This is a genomic window from Dactylosporangium sp. CA-092794, from assembly GCF_050948465.1.
GTDB lineage: Bacteria > Actinomycetota > Actinomycetes > Mycobacteriales > Micromonosporaceae > Dactylosporangium.
The window spans coordinates 119092-143088 of record NZ_CP192044.1 but is presented as its reverse complement, the minus strand read 5'-3'; the positions used below and the strand labels follow the sequence as shown (position 1 = coordinate 143088).

Annotated in this window: 26 protein-coding genes; 18 read left to right on the top strand and 8 right to left on the bottom strand. The window is 71.8% G+C overall.

Features of this window, described 5'->3' with window-relative positions; all coding sequences use genetic code 11:
• Positions 1–46: 46 nt before the first annotated feature.
• Genes ACQPXD_RS00640 through ACQPXD_RS00625 form a run of 4 tightly spaced genes read left to right on the top strand, consistent with a single transcriptional unit; the run spans position 47 to position 3262 of the window.
• Positions 47–733, top strand: coding sequence for a response regulator transcription factor (locus tag ACQPXD_RS00640; protein WP_432833730.1), 687 nt, complete (start codon positions 47–49; stop codon positions 731–733).
• The gene (locus ACQPXD_RS00635; RefSeq protein ID WP_432833728.1) at positions 726–2087 is read left to right on the top strand and encodes a sensor histidine kinase; all 1362 of its coding nucleotides are present in this window, start codon (positions 726–728) and stop codon (positions 2085–2087) included. The genes ACQPXD_RS00640 and ACQPXD_RS00635 overlap by 8 nt, the downstream gene beginning before the upstream one ends.
• 9 nt (positions 2088–2096) lie before the next feature.
• Entirely contained in the window at positions 2097–2726 is a 630-nt protein-coding gene (locus ACQPXD_RS00630) for a hypothetical protein (protein WP_432833726.1), read from the top strand.
• A 35-nt stretch (positions 2727–2761) separates the two neighbouring features.
• Complete coding sequence (locus ACQPXD_RS00625; protein WP_432833724.1) at positions 2762–3262, top strand: hypothetical protein; 501 nt, start codon at positions 2762–2764, stop codon at positions 3260–3262.
• Positions 3263–3386: 124 nt separating this feature from the next.
• Here the strand turns inward: ACQPXD_RS00625 and ddaH are convergent, their stop codons facing one another.
• A complete protein-coding gene (ddaH, locus tag ACQPXD_RS00620) occupies positions 3387–4172 on the bottom strand; it encodes a dimethylargininase (RefSeq protein ID WP_432843527.1) in 786 nt (261 codons plus the stop codon).
• Between the two features lie 86 nt (positions 4173–4258).
• Between ddaH and ACQPXD_RS00615 the strand changes: the two genes are divergently transcribed.
• Both ACQPXD_RS00615 and ACQPXD_RS00610 read left to right on the top strand, forming a co-directional pair.
• Entirely contained in the window at positions 4259–4747 is a 489-nt protein-coding gene (locus tag ACQPXD_RS00615) for an Lrp/AsnC family transcriptional regulator (protein ID WP_432833722.1), read from the top strand.
• A gap of 4 nt (positions 4748–4751) precedes the next feature.
• Positions 4752–6614, top strand: coding sequence for a beta-propeller domain-containing protein (locus ACQPXD_RS00610; RefSeq protein WP_432833720.1), 1863 nt, complete (start codon positions 4752–4754; stop codon positions 6612–6614).
• Here the strand turns inward: ACQPXD_RS00610 and ACQPXD_RS00605 are convergent.
• The 3 genes from ACQPXD_RS00605 to mobA all read right to left on the bottom strand — a co-directional run bounded on the left by ACQPXD_RS00605 (position 6611) and on the right by mobA (position 9384).
• Positions 6611–7708 (bottom strand): T3SS (YopN, CesT) and YbjN peptide-binding chaperone 1, encoded by a 1098-nt coding sequence (locus ACQPXD_RS00605; protein WP_432833718.1) that lies wholly within the window; start codon positions 7706–7708, stop codon positions 6611–6613. The genes ACQPXD_RS00610 and ACQPXD_RS00605 overlap by 4 nt on opposite strands.
• Before the next feature lie 501 nt (positions 7709–8209).
• Entirely contained in the window at positions 8210–8446 is a 237-nt protein-coding gene (locus tag ACQPXD_RS00600; protein WP_432833716.1) for a DUF6457 domain-containing protein, read from the bottom strand.
• A complete protein-coding gene (gene mobA / locus ACQPXD_RS00595) occupies positions 8443–9384 on the bottom strand; it encodes a molybdenum cofactor guanylyltransferase (protein ID WP_432833714.1) in 942 nt (313 codons plus the stop codon). Before mobA ends, ACQPXD_RS00600 begins: the two co-directional genes overlap by 4 nt.
• A gap of 407 nt (positions 9385–9791) precedes the next feature.
• Here mobA and fdhD point away from each other — a divergent pair, with 407 nt between their 5' ends.
• Positions 9792–10646 carry a formate dehydrogenase accessory sulfurtransferase FdhD gene (gene fdhD, locus ACQPXD_RS00590; RefSeq protein WP_432843525.1) on the top strand — a complete coding sequence of 285 codons (855 nt, stop codon included), beginning with the start codon at positions 9792–9794 and terminating at the stop codon, positions 10644–10646.
• A gap of 108 nt (positions 10647–10754) precedes the next feature.
• On the opposite strand, the gene ACQPXD_RS00585 is transcribed toward fdhD, so the two are convergent.
• Positions 10755–12026: a DUF4192 domain-containing protein gene (locus tag ACQPXD_RS00585; RefSeq protein WP_432833712.1), complete on the bottom strand. Its 1272-nt coding sequence runs from the start codon at positions 12024–12026 to the stop codon at positions 10755–10757.
• A 53-nt stretch (positions 12027–12079) separates the two neighbouring features.
• Between ACQPXD_RS00585 and ACQPXD_RS00580 the strand changes: the two genes are divergently transcribed.
• A complete protein-coding gene (locus ACQPXD_RS00580) occupies positions 12080–12265 on the top strand; it encodes a hypothetical protein (RefSeq protein ID WP_432833710.1) in 186 nt (61 codons plus the stop codon).
• Here ACQPXD_RS00580 and ACQPXD_RS00575 read toward each other — a convergent pair.
• The 3 genes from ACQPXD_RS00575 to ACQPXD_RS00565 form a co-directional block, all read right to left on the bottom strand.
• Positions 12241–12762 carry a GNAT family N-acetyltransferase gene (locus ACQPXD_RS00575; protein WP_432833708.1) on the bottom strand — a complete coding sequence of 174 codons (522 nt, stop codon included), beginning with the start codon at positions 12760–12762 and terminating at the stop codon, positions 12241–12243. The genes ACQPXD_RS00580 and ACQPXD_RS00575 overlap by 25 nt on opposite strands.
• Before the next feature lie 335 nt (positions 12763–13097).
• Entirely contained in the window at positions 13098–13298 is a 201-nt protein-coding gene (locus ACQPXD_RS00570; RefSeq protein ID WP_432833706.1) for a DUF397 domain-containing protein, read from the bottom strand.
• 29 nt (positions 13299–13327) lie between these two features.
• Complete coding sequence (locus tag ACQPXD_RS00565) at positions 13328–14128, bottom strand: helix-turn-helix domain-containing protein (protein WP_432833704.1); 801 nt, start codon at positions 14126–14128, stop codon at positions 13328–13330.
• 213 nt (positions 14129–14341) lie between these two features.
• On the opposite strand from ACQPXD_RS00565, the gene ACQPXD_RS00560 reads away from it, so the two are divergent.
• From ACQPXD_RS00560 to ACQPXD_RS00515, 10 genes are all read left to right on the top strand, one after another.
• The gene (locus ACQPXD_RS00560) at positions 14342–14599 is read left to right on the top strand and encodes a hypothetical protein (protein ID WP_432833702.1); all 258 of its coding nucleotides are present in this window, start codon (positions 14342–14344) and stop codon (positions 14597–14599) included.
• A 13-nt stretch (positions 14600–14612) separates the two neighbouring features.
• Entirely contained in the window at positions 14613–14792 is a 180-nt protein-coding gene (locus tag ACQPXD_RS00555; protein WP_432833700.1) for a hypothetical protein, read from the top strand.
• A 256-nt stretch (positions 14793–15048) separates the two neighbouring features.
• Complete coding sequence (locus ACQPXD_RS00550; RefSeq protein WP_432833698.1) at positions 15049–15276, top strand: hypothetical protein; 228 nt, start codon at positions 15049–15051, stop codon at positions 15274–15276.
• A gap of 319 nt (positions 15277–15595) precedes the next feature.
• A complete protein-coding gene (gene pdhA / locus ACQPXD_RS00545) occupies positions 15596–16729 on the top strand; it encodes a pyruvate dehydrogenase (acetyl-transferring) E1 component subunit alpha (protein ID WP_432833696.1) in 1134 nt (377 codons plus the stop codon).
• Positions 16729–17712, top strand: coding sequence for an alpha-ketoacid dehydrogenase subunit beta (locus ACQPXD_RS00540; protein ID WP_432833694.1), 984 nt, complete (start codon positions 16729–16731; stop codon positions 17710–17712). The genes pdhA and ACQPXD_RS00540 overlap by 1 nt, the downstream gene beginning before the upstream one ends.
• Before the next feature lie 13 nt (positions 17713–17725).
• Entirely contained in the window at positions 17726–19141 is a 1416-nt protein-coding gene (locus tag ACQPXD_RS00535; RefSeq protein ID WP_432833692.1) for a dihydrolipoamide acetyltransferase family protein, read from the top strand.
• Between the two features lie 209 nt (positions 19142–19350).
• The gene (locus ACQPXD_RS00530) at positions 19351–19485 is read left to right on the top strand and encodes a hypothetical protein (RefSeq protein WP_432833690.1); all 135 of its coding nucleotides are present in this window, start codon (positions 19351–19353) and stop codon (positions 19483–19485) included.
• 150 nt (positions 19486–19635) lie between these two features.
• Positions 19636–21168, top strand: a complete 1533-nt coding sequence (locus ACQPXD_RS00525; protein WP_432833688.1) for an LppU/SCO3897 family protein — start codon at positions 19636–19638, stop codon at positions 21166–21168.
• Positions 21165–21314, top strand: coding sequence for a hypothetical protein (locus tag ACQPXD_RS00520; RefSeq protein ID WP_432844382.1), 150 nt, complete (start codon positions 21165–21167; stop codon positions 21312–21314). The genes ACQPXD_RS00525 and ACQPXD_RS00520 overlap by 4 nt, the downstream gene beginning before the upstream one ends.
• Positions 21315–21358: 44 nt before the next feature.
• Positions 21359–22900, top strand: coding sequence for a recombinase family protein (locus tag ACQPXD_RS00515; protein WP_432833686.1), 1542 nt, complete (start codon positions 21359–21361; stop codon positions 22898–22900).
• The last annotated feature ends 1097 nt before the right edge of the window (positions 22901–23997 follow it).

The window sequence follows — 23997 nt, the reverse complement described above, 5'->3', positions numbered from 1 at the left end:
CGTTCTCCGAACACGGCCCGCACCCGTTTGCCGTCAGAATGAGGCGGTGGATCAGGGCAAGGGCCTCGTGCTCGTCGTCGAGGACGAGCGGCCGATCGCCGACCTGCTGCGGATGTACCTCGCCCGCGACGGCTTCGGCGTGCACGTCGAGCACGACGGCGCGGCCGGCCTCGCCGCGGCGCGCCGGCTGCGGCCGGTCGCGTGCGTGCTCGACATCGCGCTGCCCGGCATGGACGGCACGGAGGTCTGCCGGCGGCTGCGCGAGGCCGGCGACTGGACGCCGGTGCTGTTCCTGACCGCCCGCGACGACGAGATCGACCGCATCCTCGGGCTGGAGCTCGGCGGCGACGACTACGTCACCAAGCCGTTCAGCCCGCGCGAGCTGGTCTCCCGGGTCAAGGCGGTGCTGCGCCGGACCCAGGGGCCGCCGCCCGGCGCGGAGCAGGTCCGCACCGTCGGCCCGATCACCATCGACCCGGCGCGGCGCGAGTGCCTGGTCGGCGGCGAGCCGGTGCCACTGACCTCCACCGAGTTCTCCCTGCTGGCGCACCTCATGGGGCGGCCGGGCCGGGTGTTCACGCGGGAGGAGCTGCTCAGTTCCGTTTGGGGGTACGCCGCACACACCGGCACCCGCACCGTCGACGTCCACGTCGCCCAGGTGCGCGGCAAGCTCGGCGACGCCGCGGGCGTGATCCGCACCGTGCGCGGCGTGGGGTACACCGCCGATGCTTAGGTCGCTCGCGGGCCGCACGGTGATCGTCACCTGCGTCGTGGCGGTCGTGTCGGTGCTGGTGACCGCCGTCGTCGGCATCCCGCTGACCGGCACGCAGGCCAACCGCGACGCCCGCAAGCGCCTCGCCGACGACACCGCGTTCGCCGCCGAGCTGCTGCGGCCCCGGTTCGCCAACACCCCGCGCAACGCCGCCGACGAGGAGGCCATCGCCAAGCGGCTGAGCGATCGCGGGCTGACCGTGTACCTCATCAGGGCCGGCACGCCCGACCGCGACGGCCTGCCGCCCGGCGTGGTGAAGCAGATCGCCGCCGGCATCGACGTCGCCCCCCGGCTGGGCTCGGTCGGCGGGCAGCTGCGCCTGCTCGCCGGGCGCGCCATCGGCAAGGACGGCAACGGCGTCGTGCTCACCGAGCCGCCGCCCGGCGGCATCCTGGCCCGGTTCTTCGGCCAGCTGTGGATCGCCCTGCTGGCCGGGCTCGCCGCCGGGCTGATCGCCGGCCCGCTGCTGGCCCGGCGGATCTCCCGGCCGATCCGCACGGTCGCCGCCGCCGCGACCCGGCTGAGCGCGGGCGACCGCAGCGTGCGGCTCGACCCCGACGGCCCGACCGAGGTCGCCGACCTCGCGCACGCGGTCAACGCGCTGACCGAGGCGCTGGCCACCAGCGAAGGCCGGGAGCGGGAGTTCCTGCTGTCGGTGTCGCACGAGCTGCGCACGCCGCTGACCACGCTGCGCGGCTACGCCGAGGCGCTCGCCGACGGCGTGGTCGGCACCGACGGCGCCCAGCGGGCCGGCCAGACGATGCTGGACGAGGCCGAGCGGCTCGACCGGCTCATCGCCGATCTGCTGGTGCTGGCCCGGCTGGAGGCGGCCGACCTGCCGATCGAGATGGTCGACGTGGACCTCACGCGGCTGCTGGCGGCGACCGCCGAGGCGTGGGGCGGGCGGGTCGCGGCGGCCGGGCTGGTGCTGCGCACCGAGCTGCCGCCGTTCCCGGTGCCGGTGCGCACCGACCCGGGACGGATCCGGCAGATCATCGACGGCCTGCTGGAGAACGCGCTGCGGGTGGTCCCGGAGGGGGCGCCACTGGTCCTGGCCCTCTACACCGGGCCGTCGTCAGCCTGGCTGGAGGTGCGCGACGGCGGGCCGGGCTTCACCGACGAGGACCTCGCGGTCGCGTTCGAGCGCGGGGCGCTGTCGCGGCGGTACCAGGGCGTGCGCAAGGTGGGCAGCGGCCTCGGGCTGGCGCTGGCGGCGCGGCTGTCCCGGCGGCTGGGCGCCCGGATCGACGCCGGGCACGCCCCCGAGGGCGGCGCCAAATTTACCGTGACGTTCCGGCTGCACCCCGTGACATGATGCATTTCTATGCATGCCTGGTGGGTGGTCACGGGGCTGGGCGGCGCGGGCGCGGCGCTGGGCATCCTGCTGGTCCAGGTGCAGTCCTGGCAGCGGCTGCGCCGGGTGGGCGCCGACCCGGTGGGCGTCTTCACGCTCGGGGTCGCGCTGCGCTGGGTCGGCGTGCCGCTCGCGGCGCTGCACGTGGCCCTGTTTCTGCTGCTCGCGCAGCTGGACCAGCCCGGCTGGTGGCTCGGCGGCGTGGTGACCGTGCTCAGCGTCCCGGTCCGCCGCCTGCTCAACCTCAAGGCGATCGCGGTCATCGTGCGCGGCGTCGGCTACGAGCACGGCCCGGTCGTCGACCGCGACGGCGTGCAGGTCGACACGCAGCCCTACTGGCGCATGGTCCGCAGCTGGTACCGCCACGAGTACACCGGCCGGCACGTCGCCGACGTGATCGCCATCAAAGTCCTGGGCCTGCTCATCCACCTGCTCTTCTGGCCGCTGGCGGCGCTCGGCGCGCAGGCCTCGCACGTCGCGATGTGCCAGGACCCGGCCGACGCGCTGGGCCACTCGACCGACGGCCACGAGCGCCCCGGCGATGCGTTCCGGGCACTCGGCACCCCTTATGTCAGGTTTGCCACAAGGGATCGGAGGTAGTGCGCTGATCTGCGCGATTCCGAGGAGGTAACCCCATGAGACGCTCGCGGATAGGCATGCTGTGCGCTACCGTCACGCTCGCCGTGGTCGGCGGACTGCCGCCCGCGACGGCATCGGCGCAGCCCACGCCCGCTCCCCCCACGCCCGAGCCGACCACGTCAGCGCCGGACCACGGCCACGACATGCTCTCGGGCGTGCTGCACGGCGAAGGCCTGGTGCAGACCAAGAACGGCCCGATCCGGGTGGCGCTGCAGAACGGCTCGGCGACGCGACTGACCTCGACGCAGGTCACGGTCCGCTCGTCGGACGGCTACACCCGCACGTGGCAGCTGCCGGCCAACCTGAAGGTGTACGACAAGCGGCACACGCTACAGCCCAACGCTCTGCAGGCCGGGGCGGAACTGACCGTGGCCGGCACCGCGCCGGCCAACGCGGGCACCGCTTCACCGGGGGCGGTGCAGTACACCGCGAAGTGGGTCGTGGTCCGCTCCAGCGGCGGTTCACCGACCGGGGCACCGACCGGCACTGCGTCCTGACCCTGGCCCGCTGAGATCGCTGCCCCTGCGCACCACGGCGGCATCTCTATCTGCAACAGCGGTTCCATCGAAAAGTCCGGCGACTCCGTCGCCGGACTTTTCGTACATTTCACGATTTAACGAGTCATGAGCGCAACTCGGCGACGCAACACTTGACGCTGCCGCCGCCCTTCTTCAGCTCCGTGAGCTCGACCGGCACCGGCGTGTAGCCCGCCGCCCGCAATTGGGCCGCGAGGCCGGTCGCCTCGGCGTTGAGCACCACGTTGTGCCCGTCGGAGACCAGGTTGAGGCCGAACGCGAGCGCGTCCTCCTCGGTGGCCAGGATCGCGTGCGGGAAGAGCCGGCGCAGCACCGTCCGCGACGACTCCGAGAAGGCGCCCGGGTAGTAGGCGACGTTCTCGTCGTCCAGCGGGGCGAGCGCCACGTCGAGGTGGTAGATCCGCGGGTCGGTCAGGCGCAGCGAGATCACCGGCCGGCCGAGCGCCTCCTGGGCCTCGGCGTGGGCGCCGACCTCGGTGCGGAAGCCGTGGCCGGCCAGCACCAGGCCGCCGAGCGCCTTGGGCAGGTAGGTGAAGTCGCCCTCGCCCTCGTTGGTCGCGGCCGGCGTGATGTACCGCCAGCCGAGCCGGTCGTAGAAGCGGCGGTGGGCTGAGGCCTCGGCGGTGCGCTGCGGGTACTTGAACCGCGCGCCGTAGACGACGCCGTCGACCGAGAAGGCGCCGTTGGCCGCGTAGACCATGTCGGGCAGGCCGATCTCGGGCGGCAGCACGTGCACTTCGTGGCCCAGCCGGACCAGCGCCTCCCGCAGGCCTTCCCACTGCTTGAGGGCCAGTTCGGCATCGACCGGCGCGGTGATGTCCATCCAGGGATTGATCGCGTACTCCACCGCGAAGTGCTCCGGTGGCGACATCAGATATGACCTCGTCACGAGATCAAACCGTAGATAACGTGTGTTACACAAAACAGCGAGAAAAGTTGCTTTTGAGGAGGGATTCGTTGCGCCTCGACGTCACTGACCAGCGAATCATTGCGTACCTGCAGGAGGACGCCCGCTCATCGTATGCGGAGATCGGCGAGAAGGTCGCGCTTTCCGCCCCGGCCGTGAAGCGCCGCGTCGACCGGCTCCGATCCAGTGGAGTGATCCGCGGCTATACCGCCCTCATCGACCCCGGCGCGGTCGGCTGGACGACGGAGGCGTTCGTCGAGCTCTTCTGCACCGGCCGCACGTCGCCGCAGCAGATCCGGGCCGCGGCCAAGCGCCATCCGGCGGTCGTCGGCGCCTACACGATCTCGGGCGAGGCCGACGCGCTCGTGCACCTGCGGGCGGTCGACATGGCCGGGCTGGAGGAGGCGCTCGAGCGGCTGCGCGCCGAGCCCTTCGTGACCTCGACGCGCAGCATGATCGTGCTGTCGAGGCTGGTGGAAACGCTCGCGCCGCGAATGGTGGAGCAGCCGGGAACCGCAGGGGGCGCCGCGCCGTCCTAGAGCCATGAATCGCGCCGCCGTGACGCTGAGCGCCCTCGTGCTGCTGGCCCTGTCGGGCTGCACCGCCGGTACCATCAAATCGGATAAATCCGATAAATCGGCTGATGCCGGGCCGGCACCGGCGCTCCGGCTCGCCGCCTTCGACTCCTGCGACGACCTGCTCAAGGATCTGCGCGCCGCGGCCCAGGAGGCGGTCGGCCCGTGGGCACTTGGCGAAACCGACCTCAAGGTCGGCGCCGTGCCCGCGCCGGCCGACAACCGGGCCGCCACCGCGAGCGACGCCAAGAGCGCCGCCGGGGCCGGCGTGGACTACTCCGGCACCAATACGCACGAGGCCGGCGTCGACGAGCCGGATCTGGTCAAGACCGACGGCAAGCGGATCGTCACCATCGCCCCGGACGGCACGCTGACGGTCGTCGACGCGGCCTCTCGAAAGATCACCGGCACGCTGGCCCTCGAGGCCGTCCGCCGCACGATCTTCGACGGCACGCTGCTGCTCTCGGGCGACCGGGCGCTCGTCCTGGGCTACGACTACCGCGACCGGCGCCAGCCGGGCACGCAGCTCACGCTGGTCGACCTGGCCGGGCCGCCCAAGGTCGCCGGGCGCTACCGCATCGACGGCCTCCTCGTCGACGCGCGGCAGATCGGCAGCGTCGCCCGGGTCGTGGTCCGCTCCGCCCCGCAGTTCGAGCTCCCCGAGCAGTCCCCCGACGCCGACAACGACACCCGGCTCGCGGCCAACCGCGCCGCCGTCGCCGCCGCGCCGATCTCCGCCTGGCTGCCCCGGTGGACGACGACGGACGCGGCCGGCAAGGAGAGCGAGGGCCAGGTTGACTGCACGGCGGTGAGCCGTCCGGAGGTGTACTCGGGCACCTCGATGCTCACGATCGCCACGTTCGACCTGGCCGCGCCCGCGCTCGGCGACGGCGACCCGGTCTCGGTCGTCGCCGACGGCGGCATCGTCTACGCCAACGGCCCGAGCCTCTACGTCGCCAACGACCAGCGCTGGCGCACCCCCGTAGCCGGCCCCGGCCCGCTGATCAAGCGCGGCAGCGGCGTGGTCGTGCCGCAGCGCACGCAGCTGTTCAAGTTCGCGATCGCGGGCGCCGCCCGCCCCCGCTACGTCGCCGGCGGCGAGGTGCCCGGCTGGCTGCTCAACCAGTACTCCCTGTCGGAGTGGGACGGCCGGCTGCGGGTGGCCACGACGGAGAGTGACGCCTCGACCGTCTACGTGCTCGAACAGCGCGGCGGCGCCCTGGCCGAGACGGGGCGGGTCGGCGGCCTGGGCAAGGGTGAACGGATCTACTCTGTCCGCTTCATCGGTACCGCCGGATACGTGGTCACGTTCCGCCAGACCGACCCGCTCTACACGCTGGACCTGAGCGACCCGTCCGCGCCCCGGGCGGTCGGCGAGCTGAAGATCACGGGGTACTCCGCGTATCTGCACCCGGCCGGCGACGGCCGGCTCATCGGCGTCGGCCAGGAGGCCTCGGACCGGGGCCGCGTGCAGGGCCTGCAGGTCTCGCTGTTCGACGTCCACGACATGGCCAGGCCGGCCCGCCTGTCGCAGTTCCAGGTGCCCGGTGCCGGCTCACCCGCGGAGTTCGACCCGCACGCGTTCCTCTATTGGCCGGCGACCGGTTTGCTGGTGGTACCGCTCAATGCCGGCAAAACCGCGCAGGCCCTCGCCCTGTCGGTGTCCGACACATCGATCGGCCAGGCCGGGACCATCACCCATCCGGCCGGCAGCGGCGGAATCCAGCGCTCCCTGATCATCGGCGGCACCCTGTGGACCGTGTCCGACCAGGGCCTGCAGGCCAGCGACCTGTCGACGCTGGCCCGGCAGGCGTGGCTGCCCTTCGCCTAGAGGTACATCCCCGTCCGCTCGCCGTCGCCGGTGATGGCCTGCTTGGGCTTGTCGCCCTCGCCGAAGAACCGCTTGCCGCCGAACTCCCCGTGCAGGCGGTCGTCGAGCTCGTCGGCCAGCCCGGTCATCACCTGCACGGCGAGCATGAGGTGGGTCGGCTGGAAGTCGCGGCCGAACACCGGCACGCTGGCCCAGACGGTGTCGTTGGTGCAGTACAGCCGGCCGATCGGCATCCGGTTGGTCAGCTCGGACAGCTTGACGTAGAGGCGCTCGGTCGGCTCGACCTCGGTGAGAATCGGCGAGAACACGTCGACCAGCGGCGGGTTGTCACGGACCCGCACAAACACCATCGCCGACCCCGACCGGATGCCGATGTCCCCGTCGGGGTCGATCGGCAACTCCTCGGGCGCGGTCTTCATGAGCCGCGCAACGACGGTGGTCACCTTCTCGTGCAGCGTCAGCTCGTCGATCGCCTCGGTGATCGCCGGCAGCCCGCCGCCGGACACCGGCGACACGACGTCGACGACCCCGTCCCCGTCCCCGTCGACCAGCGAGGCGAGCGAGCGCGCCACCCCGAGCGCGGGCAGCGGCGCGACCCGCCCTTCGGCGTCGTGCGCGAGGTACGTGAGGAAGGCGGGGTGCGGCGCGCCGTAGATGTCCCGCAGGGTGCGCGTGATCAGGCGGCTCAGCTGGGTCGACTCGCCCTTACCGACCCGCAGCCCGAACGACTCGCCCGACCCGGCCACCACTCCCGGCGGCGACCACCCGAGCGCCACGACCTCCGCGATGACCGTCCGGTCGAGCCGGTACGCCGTCGGCAGGTCGGCATTGCTCACCGCCGTGGCCGCGAGCTGGTCGCCGTCCTCCCCGGTAACCTGAACCGAGTACACAGCGTCACCGGTCCCGGACGCCGTGGGATCGAGCGTGAGGTCGAGCGTCGTGCCAGGCTCGAGCCCGCGCAGCCCGTCCACCAGATGCCGCGCGAAGTCCCGCCACGCCTCGGCGACCTTTTCCTTGAGGTTGCCACCGGCGGGGTCCTCGTCGTCGAAGAGCGCGGTCTCGTACGACGCGGCGTCGTCCGGGTCACCAGCCATGATCGCCTCCCTATCCCCCACCCTCACCCTATCCAGAGACGATCGCTCACTCGGAGCGGGTAGCCGATCACCCGTCACACCCCTTCACCCAGACGCGGGTGACCTTGGTGCCGCGCCGACCCGCCGCATTCCGGCCCGCCCTGCGCATTGGCCACTCAGCCGGCCGCGACCGGCCGCCGACCACGGCGCGGCGCGGCGGCAGGAAGTCTCCGCGATCATGCCGAACCGGCACTGACACCAACGGTTTTTCATGATCACGGAGTGGTGATGTACACCCGTGTACTCAAAGTCTCCGGGATCATGGCAAACCCGCAGCACGGCCACCGCAGACATCATGATCACGGAGACATACGTCCGGCCCCGGCCGTGCAGATCGGATGGTGCGCCCGGGGGTTGGCGCCGATGACCGGCCGTGACAGACCCGCACGCTCTTCCGCGTGCCACTGCGGGCGCCCGGTCACCCGGCGGCACGCTCTTCCGCGTGCCGCTGCGGGTGGCCGGTCACCCGGCGCGAGCGGCCAACCGGCCAAGCTCTTCCCGCGTGCGCTGCAGATCCGCCCCGCGCCCGACCGCTATCCCGAGCAGGAATGCGGTCAACGGCGCCCCGGGCCGAGCCACGTTGTGGGCCACGTCCCGCGCCAGCCCGAGCACGGCATCCCGCTCCTCCTCGCCGATCGCCTCGACCCCGAGCACCTCGGCCACCTCGGCCAGCCACCCTTCGAGCGCGTTCTCACTCACGGCATCTCCACCTGTCGCAGGTCCTCGTCGGTATCGCAGTCGAAGTAGGGCGGCCGCTCCCCCGCCCACGGCACCTCCCGCACGCGCAACCCGTCCACCAGCGCCCGCACGGAAACCCCGTCCACCCCGCTCAACCCCCGGACGGCACCGGCCAACGAGCCGACCCGCCACACACCGCACAGCAGTTGCCGCCGCCCGTCCCCGTCGACGAACACCGCTCCGTCCTGATCTCCCGCCCCCATCGCACCCACCAGCCTCCGCAGCGCCTCCCCGGTAAGCAGCGGCAGGTCAGCGGCCAGCAACGCCACAAGCCCACCCCCGCGCCCACCGCCCGCAACACCGCCGACACCCACCGCCCCCGCCGCCGCGCCCAAGCCCGCCGCCGCACCCAAGCCCGCCGCCGCACCCAGGCCCACGGACACACCCACGCCACCACCGGCCGACAGCCCGAACCCACCGCCCACAGCACCACCACCCGCCACCGCAGCGCCGTCACCCGCCACCGCAGCGGCGCGGAGCTCAGCGGATTCACCCGCGTCGCCGGCGGTCAGCGATTCGCCGGCGGCGGGCAAGTCGCGGGCGGTCAGCGATTCGCCGGCGGCGGGCAAGTCGCCGGCGGTCAGCGATTCGCCGGCGGCGGGCAAGTCGCCGGCGGTCAGCAGCTCGATCCCGGCGGCGGCCGCGGCAACAGGGCCGCCGCCGGGCGGCTCCTCCCGCACGAACCTGACACCCGCCGGCAGTCCGTCCCGCGCCGGGCCGACCACGACAACAGGCGCCGCCCCGACCTCGGCGACCGCGGCCAGCACCCGCCCGAGCATGGGCACCCCGCCGACCGCCACCATCGGCTTGTCCCGCCCGCCGAGTCGTCGAGCCCGCCCGCCGGCCAGGATCACGGCCGCAAGCCGACCCGAACCCGGTTCCAGGTGGCCGTCACGCACAAACAGAACTTACCGTCGAGCGAGAACCGCGAACCGATCCGGGAGAAGGGCGCCCTATGGGCCGCGTCACGCAACGCCGCACGATCGTCCGCGTCACCATCCCTACATTTCCGGACATTCCGGCCGCCCCAGCCGCCGCAAACTCCCCGACCACCCCGACAGCCCCCAGCTCCCGGCATGCCCAGACGGCACCAGATGCCCCGGTGACCCCAGACGCCCACGCCACCCCGCAGGCCCACACCGCCGACGGCAGCCACGTCGCCGCGCAGGCCCAAGCCGCCAAACGCGGCCACGCCGCCGCGGAGGCCCAGGCAGCCCCACAGGCCCAGGCCGCCGAGGGCAGCCACGTCGCCGCAGACCCTCAGGCCGTCGCCGATGCCCGGGCCGCAGGGGCGGCAGGGGCGGGACTGGCATCGCCAGCGGGGGGCGGGGTGGTGCAGGCGCGGATCGGGCCGGACACGCTCGCGGCCGAGGAACCGTTGGAGATCCGGGTCGGGGGCCCGCTCGCGGTCACCATGCGCACCCCCGGCGACGACCTGGACCTGGCCATCGGGTTTCTGCTCACCGAAGGCATCATCCAGCGGACCTCGGACGTGCTGACCGCCAAGCTGTGCGCCGGCGACGAGGAGCCCAACTCGTACAACGTCGTGGACGTCAAGCTCGCGCCCGGCGTGCCTATGCCCGACGGCGGGCCGGCCGCGCGGAACTTCTACACCACCTCCTCCTGCGGCGTGTGCGGCAAGGCGAGCATCGAGGCGGTCCGCACGCGGTCCGCGTTTGACGTGAGCGGTGACCTGGTGAGCGTCGCGCCGGGCGTGCTCGCGGCGCTGCCCGACGCGCTGCGCCGCCGGCAGCGGGCCTTCGAGACCACCGGCGGCCTGCACGCGGCCGGGCTGTTCACGCCCGACGGCGAACTGGTCTGCCTCCGCGAGGACGTGGGCCGGCACAACGCGGTCGACAAGGTGATCGGCTGGGCCGTGCGCCAGGAGCGCCTCCCGCTGGCCGGCCACATCCTCATGGTCAGCGGCCGGGCCAGCTTCGAGCTCTGCCAGAAGGCCTGGATGGCCGGCATCCCGATGCTGGCCGCAGTCTCGGCGCCGAGCACGCTCGCCGTCGACCTGGCCGCCGAGGCCGGCCTCACGCTGGTCGGCTTCCTGCGCGGTCAGACCTTCAACGTCTACGCCGGCACCCACCGCGTCCAGGACCTGCCCTCGCCCGGCCTCCCGTCGCCGGCCCGGCCCTCCGTCGCGGCCCGCGGCTGACCAGCCAGGCCATTCAGGACGGCCAAGGCGGCGAAGCACCACCCCCGTCTGACCAGCCAGGCCACCCGAGGCGGCGAAGCCCCGCGCCCGCCTGACCAGCCAGACCACTCAAGGCGGCGAAGCACCGCGACCGTCCTGCGGCGACGGGCGCGGGAGCAGCGGCGGATCGACGGCCAGCCGGGGCTTGACGACGAGCGGCGGCTCGAGCACCAAGGGCGGCTCCGGCGCGAGCGGCGGATCGACAACCCTCGGTGACTCAACCCTGGGTTCGGGCCCGCCACCGGGCCGAGGAGGAGTGGCGCCGGGGCGGACCGGGTCGGGGCGGCGGCCCGGGCGGGTGGCGGTGCGGCGGGGGCGGCCCGGTGGGCGGCGCCGGCGGCGGGTCTGCGAGATCGGGGGCACCTGGTCGGGAGACAGGCCGCGGCCCAGGATCTCCGCCATGAGGCCGGCCGCCGAGTAGCCGGGGTCGGCGTTGAGGGCGCGGTCGAGCGCGATGGTCGCGAGCATGCCGTTGCCGGTGCGCCAGGACAGATACGACAGCAGCACCGCCGCCGGGGCGGCCGAGGCCGGCTCGCAGCGGCGGACCAGGTCGGTCCACAGGCGGCGGTGGGCCTCGGCCGCGTCGCCGCCGCGGCGCAGGTCGCGGTCCAGGCGCTCCCAGGCGCGGTCGCGGAAGTCGACCACGTGCAGCAGGACCTGCAGCCAGGCCACCTCGTCGTCGGTGAGCCGGCGCTCGGCGGTGCAGCCGGCCAGGGCCGACTCGAGCGCCGCACGGCCGGCGGCGACGGCCGCGGTGCGGACCCCGGCCGGGTCGCGGCCCGAGACCAGGCGCAGCACGCGCAGGTTGGCCCGGTTGCCGGCGTCCTCCATCGCGGCCAGGGCCGGGCCGGATGGGCCCGCGAAGCCGGACGCCACCGCGTCGCGGTCGGGCAGCGCGACCATCCCGGCGACGATGGCCTCGGCGGCGGCGACCGAGGTCTGCGGGTCGAACGGCCGGCCTTCCGGCGGGCAGCATTCGGCGGCCTCGCACAGCAGCGACCAGTATCGCCCGTCGTGCGTGCGCAGCATGTCGAGCAGCGGGATGCCGCAGCCGGCGAGCGCGGCGCCGACCGCGTGGAGGAAGGGCTCGGCCCGCTCGGGCGGGCCGTAGCCGATCAGCAGCGCGCCGTCGATGCCGTTGCGGCGGAACAGCCGGGCGTAGTGCTCGGCGAGCGTCTCCGCGGCCTCGCGGTCGTCGGGCAGGTCGCCGCGCAGCTGCAGGTGCAGGCCGGAGCCGCGCAGGCCCAGGGCGACGAGGCTGTCGGACGGGTGGAAGCCCAGCAGGTAGGGCATGGCGGAGAGGAGCTCGGCCGGGCCGCGCAGGAGCATTCGGGAACGCATGGGAAGGAGCCTCGCCCGCCGGGCCGGGCGCGGGGAACGAGCGGTTTTCGGCTGTGGATAACCCGGGCCGGCCATCCACAGGCCTGGCGAAAACCGCGCCGACAAGCTACAGCCGACAAGTCAAGGCCGAAGCCAAGGCCGAAGACGAAACCAAGGCGGAAGACGAAGACGAAGCCAAACAAAAGCAAATCAACGAGGATCAGAAACAAAAGGATCAGCAGCGGAAACGCAGATCGTAGAGATCGATCCCATCCCGCCACACCGACCCCTTCCGATTGAGGTCGATGGCGAGCGTCACCCGCGCCAGCGCGTCGTAACCCGCCGCATGCAAGCATCGAATGGCATCGGTGTTGCGGGCCGCTGGCGAGATGGTCAACTGCCCCAGCCCCCGCCGCCGCGCCTGGTCCGCCACGTGCGCCAGCAGCGCCCGCCCGATCCCCTCGCCGCGCCGCGCCGTGGCCACCACCAGCGGCTCCACCTCGCCACCGCGCCCGTCGAGCACCAGGCCGACCATGCCGACCACGGCCCCGCCCGCGTCGGAGGCCACCCACATCCCGGACAGATCGAGCCGCGTGAGGTACTCCTCGAACGCCGCCCCCGAGTCGTCACCCGATCGGCCGCCGTAGAGCACCGCGTCGGCCGCCGTCAGCTCCGCCCACAGCAGCCGGCACTCCCGGTGATCAGTGGGTCGGTACGCCCGGATCGTCAGGGCCGCGACCGGCGCGGCCGGAGACACCTGAGTGGTCATAACTCATAGTTACTCCGTCACCCGCCCCGGCGACACCCACATCGCGGGATTGCTCCCCGGCCCGATTCGCAACTTTTGCAACATCACGCGCGGGCTGAACAACATCACGCGGACTGGAACCGCACGGTACCGGCGCCGGGAAATGAGCGTTAACATCAAAAACAGCTCGCAGCTACGACGAAGGGACGGCCGGTCGGGGCCGCCCCTTCGTCGTTTGCAAAAACCCCCGATGCGAAAACCCCCGATGCAAGAACCCCCCATGCGAAAACCCCCGACCCGGGAACTCCGATGCAGAAACTCCGATGCGGGGGCCGAAGATCAGTTTACGGAAGGCGGAATTCGCCGTCCTGGTCGACCGCCACGATGAAGGTGTCCCATTCCGCGCGGGTGAAGCGCACCAGACCCGCGTCCGGGGCGTTGGAGTTGCGGACCTCGACGACGCCGTCGACGAACCGCGCCTCGACGCACTGTCCGTTGTTGCCGCTTCGGGTGGGCTTGTGCCACCGCTCGTTCAGCGCAGCCATCTGCGCACTCCTTTGGGTCCGGGCCGGGCTCAGAACGGGAGATCCTCGATCAACTTGATGGACTCGAGTGGACTGAGCGCGGCAGCTCGCAGATTTTCGAACACGTCGTGGTACCGCTGCACATCATCGGCGGCCGGGTAGATGTCCCCGGTCATGGCCTCGGCATACACGACGCTTGGTGCATCTTGGAACTTGAGAATCGCGAACGACCCGGCCATGCCGGCATACGCCCCTCCGGAGAAGGGCAGGATCTGGATCGTCACGTTCCTCGCCCGGCCCATGTCGGCCAGGTGCTTGAGCTGCGACCGCATGACGTCGGGTCCGCCGATGCTGCGCCGGATGACGCTCTCGTCCAGGACCGTGATGAACTGCAATGGCTGGTCGGGGCGGTTGAGCAGGTGCTGCCGCTCGCGGCGGGCCTTGACGTGCGCCTCGACGGCGTCCTCGGACTCGCCGGGCGAGGCGGCGAGCAGGGCGCGCGTGTACTCCTCGGTCTGCAGCATGCCCGGCACCACGAGGGCCTCGTAGTCGCGCATCTCGATCGCGCTGGACTCCAGGCCGATGTACCGCGAGTAGCTCGCCGGCAGATCACCGTAACGGGCGAACCAGCCTCGGGTCTTGCCCTCCTTGGCCAGCACGACCAATGTGCTGATCTGCTCCGCGTCGCGAACGTCGTAAATCTCGAGCAGCTTCTCCAGCGTGCTGCGGCGGATTCCGACCTTCCCGCCCTCCATACGGCTGATCGTGCTGGGTGAGCAGTCCAGTTGCAGCCCTACGTCCTCCGTGGTGAGCCGGGCGCGCTCGCGCAACTCACGCAGCTGCTTGCCCAACTGGAATCTAGGGAACGTGGGGCTCTGGGCGCTGGACACCGCTCACCTCCATTACTCAAGACGAGTGTGTCCGTTACCGGGGTGGTGCGCAAGCGCCTCCATGTATGAGCGATTGGCTTGCTCTACTCAACTTCGGGCCGACGTATTGCCGCGCGAAACCTGCACGTGCATTCTGGAGCCGTCAGATCGCTCCTCGGCCGGAGGGAGAGAGTGGTGTTCGAGGACGACACGCTCCTGCTCGAGGGCGCGCCACGGCTCTTCGGCATTGTCGCCGATCCGCTCGACGACGACCATCCCCAGGTCGTCGCCTGGGGGCATGAGCTGCCGGATCAGGCCGTTCTCAGCTGGCGGCTCGGCAACGGCAAGACCGAGGTCGCGGTCTTCCGCTCGGCCGAGGCGGCGCTGGCCACCGCGCAGCAGCTTTACAACGCCCGCCTGCTGTGGACCGCGCCCGCGGCCCAGGGCGTCTGAGGAGCGAGTCTCAATGCCCGTTATCTACGACCACGCCATCACCGACGCGCGGCGCCGGGTCGAGCGGCACCAGCCACTCGTCGGCCGTCACGCGCAGGGCTGCACGGCCGGCTGCGAGGCGTGGCCCTGCAAACCCTTCGCCACGGCGTGGGCGGTGGTCACCCGCAACTCCAACACTCGCGCCGGTCGCTAGCTCACTCCGCCAGCCCGGCCAGGCCCGATCCTGGATCGGCACCTCCGGCGGAGACGCCTCCGCCGCCGAGGACCCCGAGGACGCCGAGGACCCCGACGAGCCAGAGGCCGCCGAGGACGGACCCCGAGGCGGCCGGCCCGATGCGCTGGGCCGCGGAAGGTCGCCGCCGGCTCCCGAGCCCCCGGAGGGTCGCGGCGAGATCCGCGGCAACGGCGGCTGAGGCGCGGTCGGCGCGGCGCCCAGGGAATGGCGGTCGGTGGGCGGCGACGAGTCCACCACGACCGGGCCGGGCTCGGGGTCGGCGACGGCCGGGGCCCGCGTCGGCGGCGCACTGTCCAGCGTCGCGCTGCCCGCGGCCACGACGATCATCGTCGGCACCGAGGTGAGCAGCACCAGGAGCGCGGAGATCAGCAGCGGGCGCCGATTCGGCGAGAAGGGCCGATGGTTGCGCACGTCGGACGACAACGGATGCTCCAAACCCTAGATGGCACCCGGACTAACGCGACGTTTCCCCAAAAGGGATGCCCATCCTAGGGGGATTTTTCGGGATTAGCCCGGCGGGCATGCCGGACTCCAGGGTGTCGATCGACACGCCTTCTGCGATGCTGGACACACACCGGCAACGGGGCCGTAGCCTCCGCATACCCTGCGAGGCAGAGATCCTGGGGCCGGCTCCCGGGCATGGCCGCGGTCATGCCCAATTGCCACGTGCCGACCCCACAGGGTCGCCGCGCGGCAGCCACCCCCCGCCGCGCGGCAGGGTCACCCCCGCTGCCGACGCGAGAGACGACAGGGAGAAACGGATGGCGAAGGGCGAAGTAAAGGCCCGGGCGTCAGGAACACGGGCCGCGCCTGAACCCGCGTTCGTGCAGCTACTCACCCCCGACGGAGACCGGGTCGACCACCCCGGCTACGCGGTCGACTTCACCGACGATGAGTACCGCTCGCTCTACCACGACCTCGTCGTGGTCCGGAAGCTCGACGCCGAGGCGACCGCCCTGCAGCGCCAGGGTGAGCTGGGCATCTGGGCGAGTCTGCTGGGCCAGGAGGCGGCCCAGGTCGGCTCGGGCCGGGCACTGCGGGCGCAGGACATGGCCTTCCCGACGTACCGCGAACACGGCGTCCTCTACTGCCGCGGCATCGACCCGATCATGCCGCTGAGCCTGTTCCGCGGCGTCGACCAGGGTGCCTGGGACCCCAACGAGTTCAAGTTCAACATGTACACGATCGTCATCGGCGCCCAGACGCTGCACGCCACCGGCTACGCCATGGGCGTGGTCAAGGACGGCAAGGTCGGCTCCGACGACGGCGAGGCGGTCATCGCGTACTTCGGCGACGGCGCCACCAGCCAGGGCGACGTCAACGAGGCGTTCATCTGGGCCTCGGTGTTCAACGCGCCGCTGGTCTTCTTCTGCCAGAACAACCAGTATGCGATCTCCGAGCCGCTGGAGCGCCAGACCCGGGTGCCGCTCTACCACCGGGCCAGCGGCTTCGGCTTCCCCGGCCTGCGCGTCGACGGCAACGACGTGCTGGCCTGCTACGCGGTGACCCGCAAGGCGCTCGACGACGCCCGGCACGGCCAGGGACCGGCCCTGATCGAGGCGTACACCTACCGCATGGGCGCCCACACCACCTCCGACGACCCGACCCGCTACCGCATCGCCAGCGAGGTCGAGGCCTGGCAGGCCAAGGACCCGATCAAGCGCCTGCGCACCTTCCTGACCAAGCAGGGCATGGCCGGGGACGACTACTTCGCCGCGATCGACGAGGAGGCCCGGGTGGCCGCCGCCGACCTGCGGCAGCGGGTGCTCAACATGCCCAACCCCGACCCGCTGAAGCTGTTCGACCATGTGTATCCGCACGGCTCCCCCGAGCTCGCGGAGCAGAAGGAACAGTTCGCCAAGTACCTTGCGTCGTTCGAGGGGAGTGGGCACTGATGGCCGCCGCGGAGAACCTGACCCTCGGCAAGGCGCTCAACAACGGCCTGCGCCGCGCCATGGAGCGCGACGACAAGGTCCTGATCATGGGCGAGGACGTCGGCAAGCTCGGCGGCGTCTTCCGCATCACCGACGGGCTGCAGAAGGACTTCGGCGACGAGCGGGTGATCGACACGCCGCTGGCCGAGTCCGGCATCATCGGCACCGCGGTCGGCCTGGCGATCCGGGGGTACCGTCCGGTCTGCGAGATCCAGTTCGACGGCTTCGTCTACCCGGCCTATGACCAGATCGTCTCGCAGGTGGCGAAGATCCACTATCGCTCACAGGGCAAGGTCAGCCTGCCGATCGTCATCCGGATCCCCTTCGGCGGCGGCATCGGCGCGGTCGAGCACCACTCGGAGTCGCCGGAGGCCTACTTCTCGCACACGGCCGGCCTCAAGGTCGTCACGTGCGCCAACCCGGACGACGCCTACTGGATGATCCAGCAGTCGATCGAGTCCGACGACCCGATCATCTTCCTGGAGCCCAAGCGCCGCTACTGGGAGAAGGGCCCGGTCAACGTCGACAGCGCGAGCCTGCCGCTGCACGCGTCGCGCGTCGCCCGCCCCGGCACCGACGTCACCGTGCTCGCCTACGGCCCGATGGTGCGCACCGCCCTCGACGCGGCCGCCGCCGCCGAGGAGGACGGCCGCTCGCTGGAGGTCATCGACCTGCGCACGCTCTCGCCGCTGGACATGCGCCCGGTGTACGAGTCGGTGCGCCGCACCGGCCGCGCGGTCGTCGTCCACGAGGCGCCCGGCAACGTCGGCATCGGCGCGGAGCTCGCCGCCCGGATCACCGAGGAGTGCTTCTACTCGCTGGAGGCCCCGGTCCTGCGGGTCACCGGCTTCGACACGCCTTATCCGGCCGCGCGCCTGGAGGAGGAGTACCTGCCGGACCTCGACCGGGTGCTCGACGCCGTCGACCGCTCGTTCGGGTTCTAGGGGGCCGCGCCACATGACCAGGGTCAAGGAGTTCAACCTGCCCGACCTGGGCGAGGGCCTCACCGAAGGCGAGATCCTCAAGTGGCTGGTGGGCGTCGGCGACGTGATCGCGCTCAACCAGCCGATCGTCGAGGTGGAGACCGCGAAGGCGGCGGTCGAGATCCCGGCGAAGTGGGCCGGCAAGGTGACCCGGATCTTCCACGACGAAGGCACGATGGTGGAGGTCGGCCAGCCGATCATCGCCATCGACACCGACCCCGGCGCGGGCGACCTGCCCGAGACGCCCGACGTGCCCGCGCCGTCGGCCGCGTCGCTCGCCGCGGTCGAGGTGGCCGGCGACGGGCCGGTCGAGCCCGGCATGATCGGTGGTCCCGCTCCGGGGGGCCGCACGGCGGTGCTGGTGGGTTACGGCCCCCGGACCACCGCGGCCAAGCGGCGTCCGCGGTCGGCCGCGGCGCCCGCGCCGGTTCAAGAGCCCGCAGCGGTACCGCGCGAGCCGGCGCCCCAGCCGCCCGCGCCCCCGGCGGCGCCGCCGGCCGTGGCACCGCGCGCGGGCGCCGGCGTGCTGGCCAAGCCGCCGGTCCGCAAGCTCGCCCGCGACCTGGGCGTCGACCTCACCGGCATCGACGGCACCGGCCCCGGCGGCTCGATCACCCGCGACGACGTGCTGACCGCGCAATCCGCACCGGCGGCGGCGCCCCGGGCCGTGGTCGCGCCGCGGCGACCCGGCGAGCGCGAGGAGCGCATCCCGGTCAAGGGCGTGCGCAAGCTGACCGCCGAGAACATGGTGGCCAGCGCGTTCACCGCGCCGCACGTGACCGAGTTCCTCACGGTCGACGTCACCCGGTCGATGAAGGCGCTGGAGCGGCTCAAGGCCCACCGCGACTGGCGGGACGTGCGCGTCTCGCCCCTGCTCATGGTGGCCAAGGCCGCGCTGCTGGGCCTGCGGCGGTATCCGATGGTCAACTCGACCTGGGCCGGCGACGAGATCGTGGTCAAGCACTACGTCAACCTGGGCATCGCCGCCGCCACCCAGCGCGGCCTGATCGTGCCGAACATCAAGGACGCCCAGGACCTGACCACGCGGGAGCTGGCCGACGCGATGTCGGCGCTGGTCGGCACCGCCCGGGAGGGCAAGACCCCGCCGGCCGACATGGCCGGCGGCACGTTCACGATCACCAGCGTCGGCGTCTTCGGCGTCGACACCGGCACCCCGATCCTGCCGCCGGGCGAGGCGGCGATCCTGTGCTTCGGCGCCGTCCGCGAGCAGCCGTGGGTCCACAAGGGCAAGGTCAAGGTCCGGCAGGTGACGACGCTCGGGCTGTCGTTCGACCACCGCATCATCGACGGCGAGCTCGGCTCCAAGTTCCTGCGCGACGTCGGCGCGTTCCTCGACGACCCCGAGGCCGCCCTGCTCGCCTGGGGCTGACCAGGCCAATCCGCACCCGGTGGCCCCGCGCTGAGCGCGGGGCCACTGTCATATGGCCGACGAACAGGGTGTTCATCCTGCCAATCGACCGACGATTCGTCGGCGGGTGGGCCGGATCACTTCATATTCGCTGGCAATGGATCTCCCGGGCGCCGTGTAATGGATGGGAAACATAGCCGTCCTTACATACCGTCCAGAGGAGCACCGCCGTGAGTACCTTCTTCGAGCGCTTCAAGGCCCGCCGCACCGCCGCCCGCCGGATGGACGCCATCGAGCGCGCCATCGCCAAGAACCCGTCGTCCGCCCTGCGCGACGAACTCCACGCCATGATCAACCGCAGTTAATCCCTGCCCGTAGGCACACCCCCAGGCCGCCCCGGTCCGCTCCCTCCCCGGACCGGGGCGGTGCTCTATGCGACGAACCTCGGGACCGGCTCTGCCATGTCTCTCCCGGGTCGACTACGGTCGCAGGGGTCAGACCTACAGGAGGCACGCATGACGCCCGACCAGCAGCACCCGTCCGAGCAGCCGGACGAGAGTGCGGCGAGCACCCCGCCGGTCGGCCGGGCCCCGGCCGTCCGCGCGACCGCTTCGGTCCCTGTCCCGTCATCGCCCGCGACGCCCCCACCGCCCACCCCCCAGCCCCCAGGTCAGCCGCAGGAAACCGGCGACGCCGAGCCGGCCCGCCCGGGCCCGTTCCCGCCGGCCGGCCCCCTCCCGCCGCGCGTGCCCTCGGCCCCGCCGGCCACCTACGGCACCTCCGCCGCGGGCGCGAGCACGCCGGCCTCCGGATCGGCATCGGTCTCCGGCTCCGCGTCGGTGCCCGGCGCCTCGGGCAAGGCATCGGTGCCCGGCCAGATCACGCCGCCCGGTCCGCCCGGCAGCTTCCCCGGCTTCACCCCGCAGGCGTCGGCGAGCCCGGCGGCCGCTCCGGAGGCGAGCCCGTGGGCCGCCCAGCCGGCTCCCAACGCGGCACCGTCCTCGGGCGCCGGCGCCCCCGGATCCGCCTCGGGCTCGGCCCGCGTCCCCACCGGCAGCGCCCGCGTCCCCACCGGATCCGCCCAGGTTCCTACCGGCTCGGCCCAGGTCTCCGGGCCGCCGTCCGGCTCCGCACAGGTGCCCGGCCCGGTCGTGCCCGACGTGCCGGCCCATCCCATCCCCGGCGTGCCCGCCTCGCCGGTGCCCGGCGTGCCCGCCCCGCCGAGCCTGGGCCAGATCCCGTCGGATCCGGGCCCGGCGTCGCGCACGTACCAGGCCCGGGCGCAGGTGTCCGTCCCGCCCGCCGGCCCGGCCGGCGCGCCCACCTCGGCGCCGCCCAGCTCCGCGCCGCCCGCCACCGGCCTCTACCAGGCGTCCGCGCCGCCGGCGACGAGCGCTTACCAGGCCTCCGCCCCGCCGGCCATGAGCGGCTACCAGGCGGGTCCGCCGCCGTCCGTCGGCGCGTACCAAACCTCGGCACCCCCCGCTACCGGGACATATCAGACGTCGGCGCCGCCGGCGACCGGCACGTACCAGACCTCCGCGCCGCCGGCGACCGGCACGTACCAGACCTCCGCGCCGCCGGCGACCGGCACGTACCAGACCTCGGCACCGTCGGCGAGCGGCACGTACCAGGGCAGCGGGCCGCGGTACGGCGACCTCGTGACGATGCCGGGCGACAACCCGCCCGCGTTCCCGACCGAGGGCGACGCCCCGGTGCCGACCCCCGAGCCGCCCGCCAAGAGCCGGCGCGGCCTGCTCGTCGGCCTCGTCATCGTGGTGGCCGTGTTCCTGCTCGCGGTGGCCGGCACCGCCATCGTCGTGGCCCTGAGCGACGCCGGCGGCACGAGCTTCGCGGTCAACTCCTGCGTCAAGCAGGACGGCGACTCGGCGACCAAGGCCGGCTGCTCCGACGAGGACGCGTTCCGGATCGTCTCCAGGGTCGACAAGCCGGAGAGCTGCTCGGACGCCGCTCAGCCGTACATCGTGCTGCAACACAAGGGGCAGAAGGAGCAGGTCCTCTGCCTCCGCCCGGCGAGCCAGAAGTGACCGAGCTGTCCGGCTCACCACTGCTCAAGGCCCGCGTCCGCGCCCCCGAGCTGCGCGGACGCGGCTGGCTCAACACCGGCGGCAAGGACCTGCGCCTCGCCGACCTGCGCGGCAAGATCGTCTTGCTCGACTTCTCGTTTTCCTAGAAGAATCTTGCAACTCGGCGCGCGGGGACCGTAGCGTCCCCGCCATGTCGCACCATGAACACCTAGCCGACCTATACCTCCGCCTGTCACTCGACCGCGAGGGCAAGACCGCGATCGAGCGCCAAGAGGCGGACTGCCGGGCCTGGGCCGCGCGAAACGGTCTTGAAGTGCGCTCTGTCCACATCGACCGTGGCCGGTCTGGGTTTAAGCCCGTCGACCGTAAGGGCTTCGACGCAGCGATTTCCGCGCTCACGACAGGCACCGTCGGAACCCTGATCGTCTGGAAGGTCGACCGCCTCTCGCGCCGAGGCATGGGCCAGGCCGGCCAAGTCCTCGATGACGTCGAGAAGGCCGGAGGTCGAATCGTCTTCGTACAAGATGGCCTCGACACCTCGCAGCCGCAATCGCGGCTCGTGCTCGCACTGCTCTCCGAGGTCGCCCGCAGTGAGTCCGCGAACATCGGGCTCCGCGTCGCCTCGGCGAAGGCGCACCTTCGCAGCATGGGCCGATGGATCGGCGGACAATCGCCTTACGGCCTCATGATCGGCACCGACAACCGGCTCGATCACGACCCGCACACCGCGCCAACCGCCCGGGAGATCGCCGAGCGCGCCATCTCCGGCGAGCCGCTCGTCCGCATTGCCCGCGACCTCAACACGCGCGAAATCCCGTCGCCGCGCGGCGGGGCCTGGAACGTCGGGACGCTTTCGCAACTCGTCAAAGCGCCCGCTTTCGCTGGCCTCCTGCCTCAGACGGTCAAACGCGATGGCAAGTACACCGCGAAGGTCGTCCCCTGGCGTAACCCCGAGACGGGCGAAACGGTCGAAATCGGCCGAGGCATCATCACCCCCGCCGAGCAGTTGCAGATCGTCCGCATCCTGAAGGCCCGCACTGCGGCCGACAAGTCGGGGCGCCCTCGTGGCGTGCGCGCCGAAACCTCGCATCTTCTGACCGGTTTTCTACGCTGCTCAGGCTGCAAGAACCGCATGTCGGCATCCGGCAGGTCGTACGTGTGCCAGGCCCGGCGCCTCGGCCGTCTCTGTGGGGTCTACTCGCAGGCGTTCATCGCAGCCGTGGACAAGGCTGTCGCGGAAGCCTTCATTCGATGCCTCGCGGCCTTGAAACCGGGCGACGAACTCCTTGATCGCATCGCCGAGCGGTGGATCGCCAGACACAATCCCGAGGTCATCCGCGAGCGCGCAACAATCCAAACCGCGCTCAACGACGCGACCGCTCGTCTAGCCGACCTCGAAGACGCCCGCTATCTGCGCGGCGAGTTTGACGGCCCTGACGCCGTTAAGCGCTGGGATCGCCTACACGAACAGCTAGGCGCCCGCGTCGAGGGTCTGCGCCGAAACCTCGCCGAATACCCGCTCCCCGAGGCGAACATCGGCGCCCTGATTGACCCCGAAGTCAGTCGCGCCACGTGGGAGACGGCGACCACCGAGGACCGCCGTGACCTCCTCGCCCTGGCCCTCGACGCCGTTTATGTCCTGCCCGCAAACGGCCGCCGTGGCTTCCGATTCGACCCGGCTTCGCGCCTTCGTTTCGCTTGGGCCGACGAGCCCGAGCCCGCAGACGCGTAATCGACTCAAATAGGCAGACCTCGAACATGCGACTTCACCGCAGGCCGAACCCTTGCAGAATGCTGGAGGTTCCGCGATGTGCAACGTTACTCCCGACCGTATGTACGTCGCCTGCCCGCGAGTCGGCCGCCCTCGGCTACGCCGTGACACCCTCGGCGCCAGCGCTGATGTCGACGACTTGCTCTCGACGCGCTGACCGTCGCCGACGTCCTCGTCACTACGGCGACGCTTCCGAGCTTTGCGCTCTACGGCGTGCCTGTCGTCGCTCTCAACCCGGCCGCCCTAGTCGAGCGGTAGCGAGCCGACCGGCCCCCAGCCACCAGCGCGATCAGGGGCGGCGCCGAATATTGAACAGCTCCGCCAACGCACGGAGTACGGCCGGCAGCTTGTCCGGGGGCACCCTGAACAGGGCGACCAAGGCGATGACGAGCCGAGGTACGGCATAGATAAGCGCGACAACGATTAGCGCCCAGGGTCCAGCTGAAAGAAGCCGCTCCAACGCGAGCACGGCGAACCAACCCCTTTTGGGGTTCAGTCCCGCAGCGGCCAAGGCATGCGGGTCAGGTTCGCCGATCCCGGTCAGGCATGGAGTTCTTCGAGGACACTAGCGCAGTCCTCCGCTACTCTGTCACGCGCGCCCACGTCGGCGCACCGAGTGGGACCTGATGGATGAAGCCGACGCCGGGAATCAGGAGACGGCCCTTACGGCAACGGGGGCACGATGAGACGGCCGTATAGGCGACATCCCCAGGACTGCGCGGCAACGGCGTAGCTTGCGGCAAGTAACGCTGCGGTGTGATCGACCCTTCGTCGCTCTGCCCAGGGTAGTTGGCTGGCCCGCGCCCTCCGGGGGTCCACAGCCACATCTGCCCATCCTGGCTCGCGTACACGATCGCGATGGTGCTGTTGGGTTGCGAACAGTCGCACGTCAGCCGGTCCAACTTTCGGTACCTGTTGAGTTCGGCCTTGATCTCTGCGGCCTTTCGTTCGAACGAGTCCATCACCGCATCAGTCTGGCATGCACACGGACGGCTATCAGCCATCGGCGGCGGACGTTGCACTCAGCACCTCGCCGGCCCGCGCTGCCGGGCCATTTT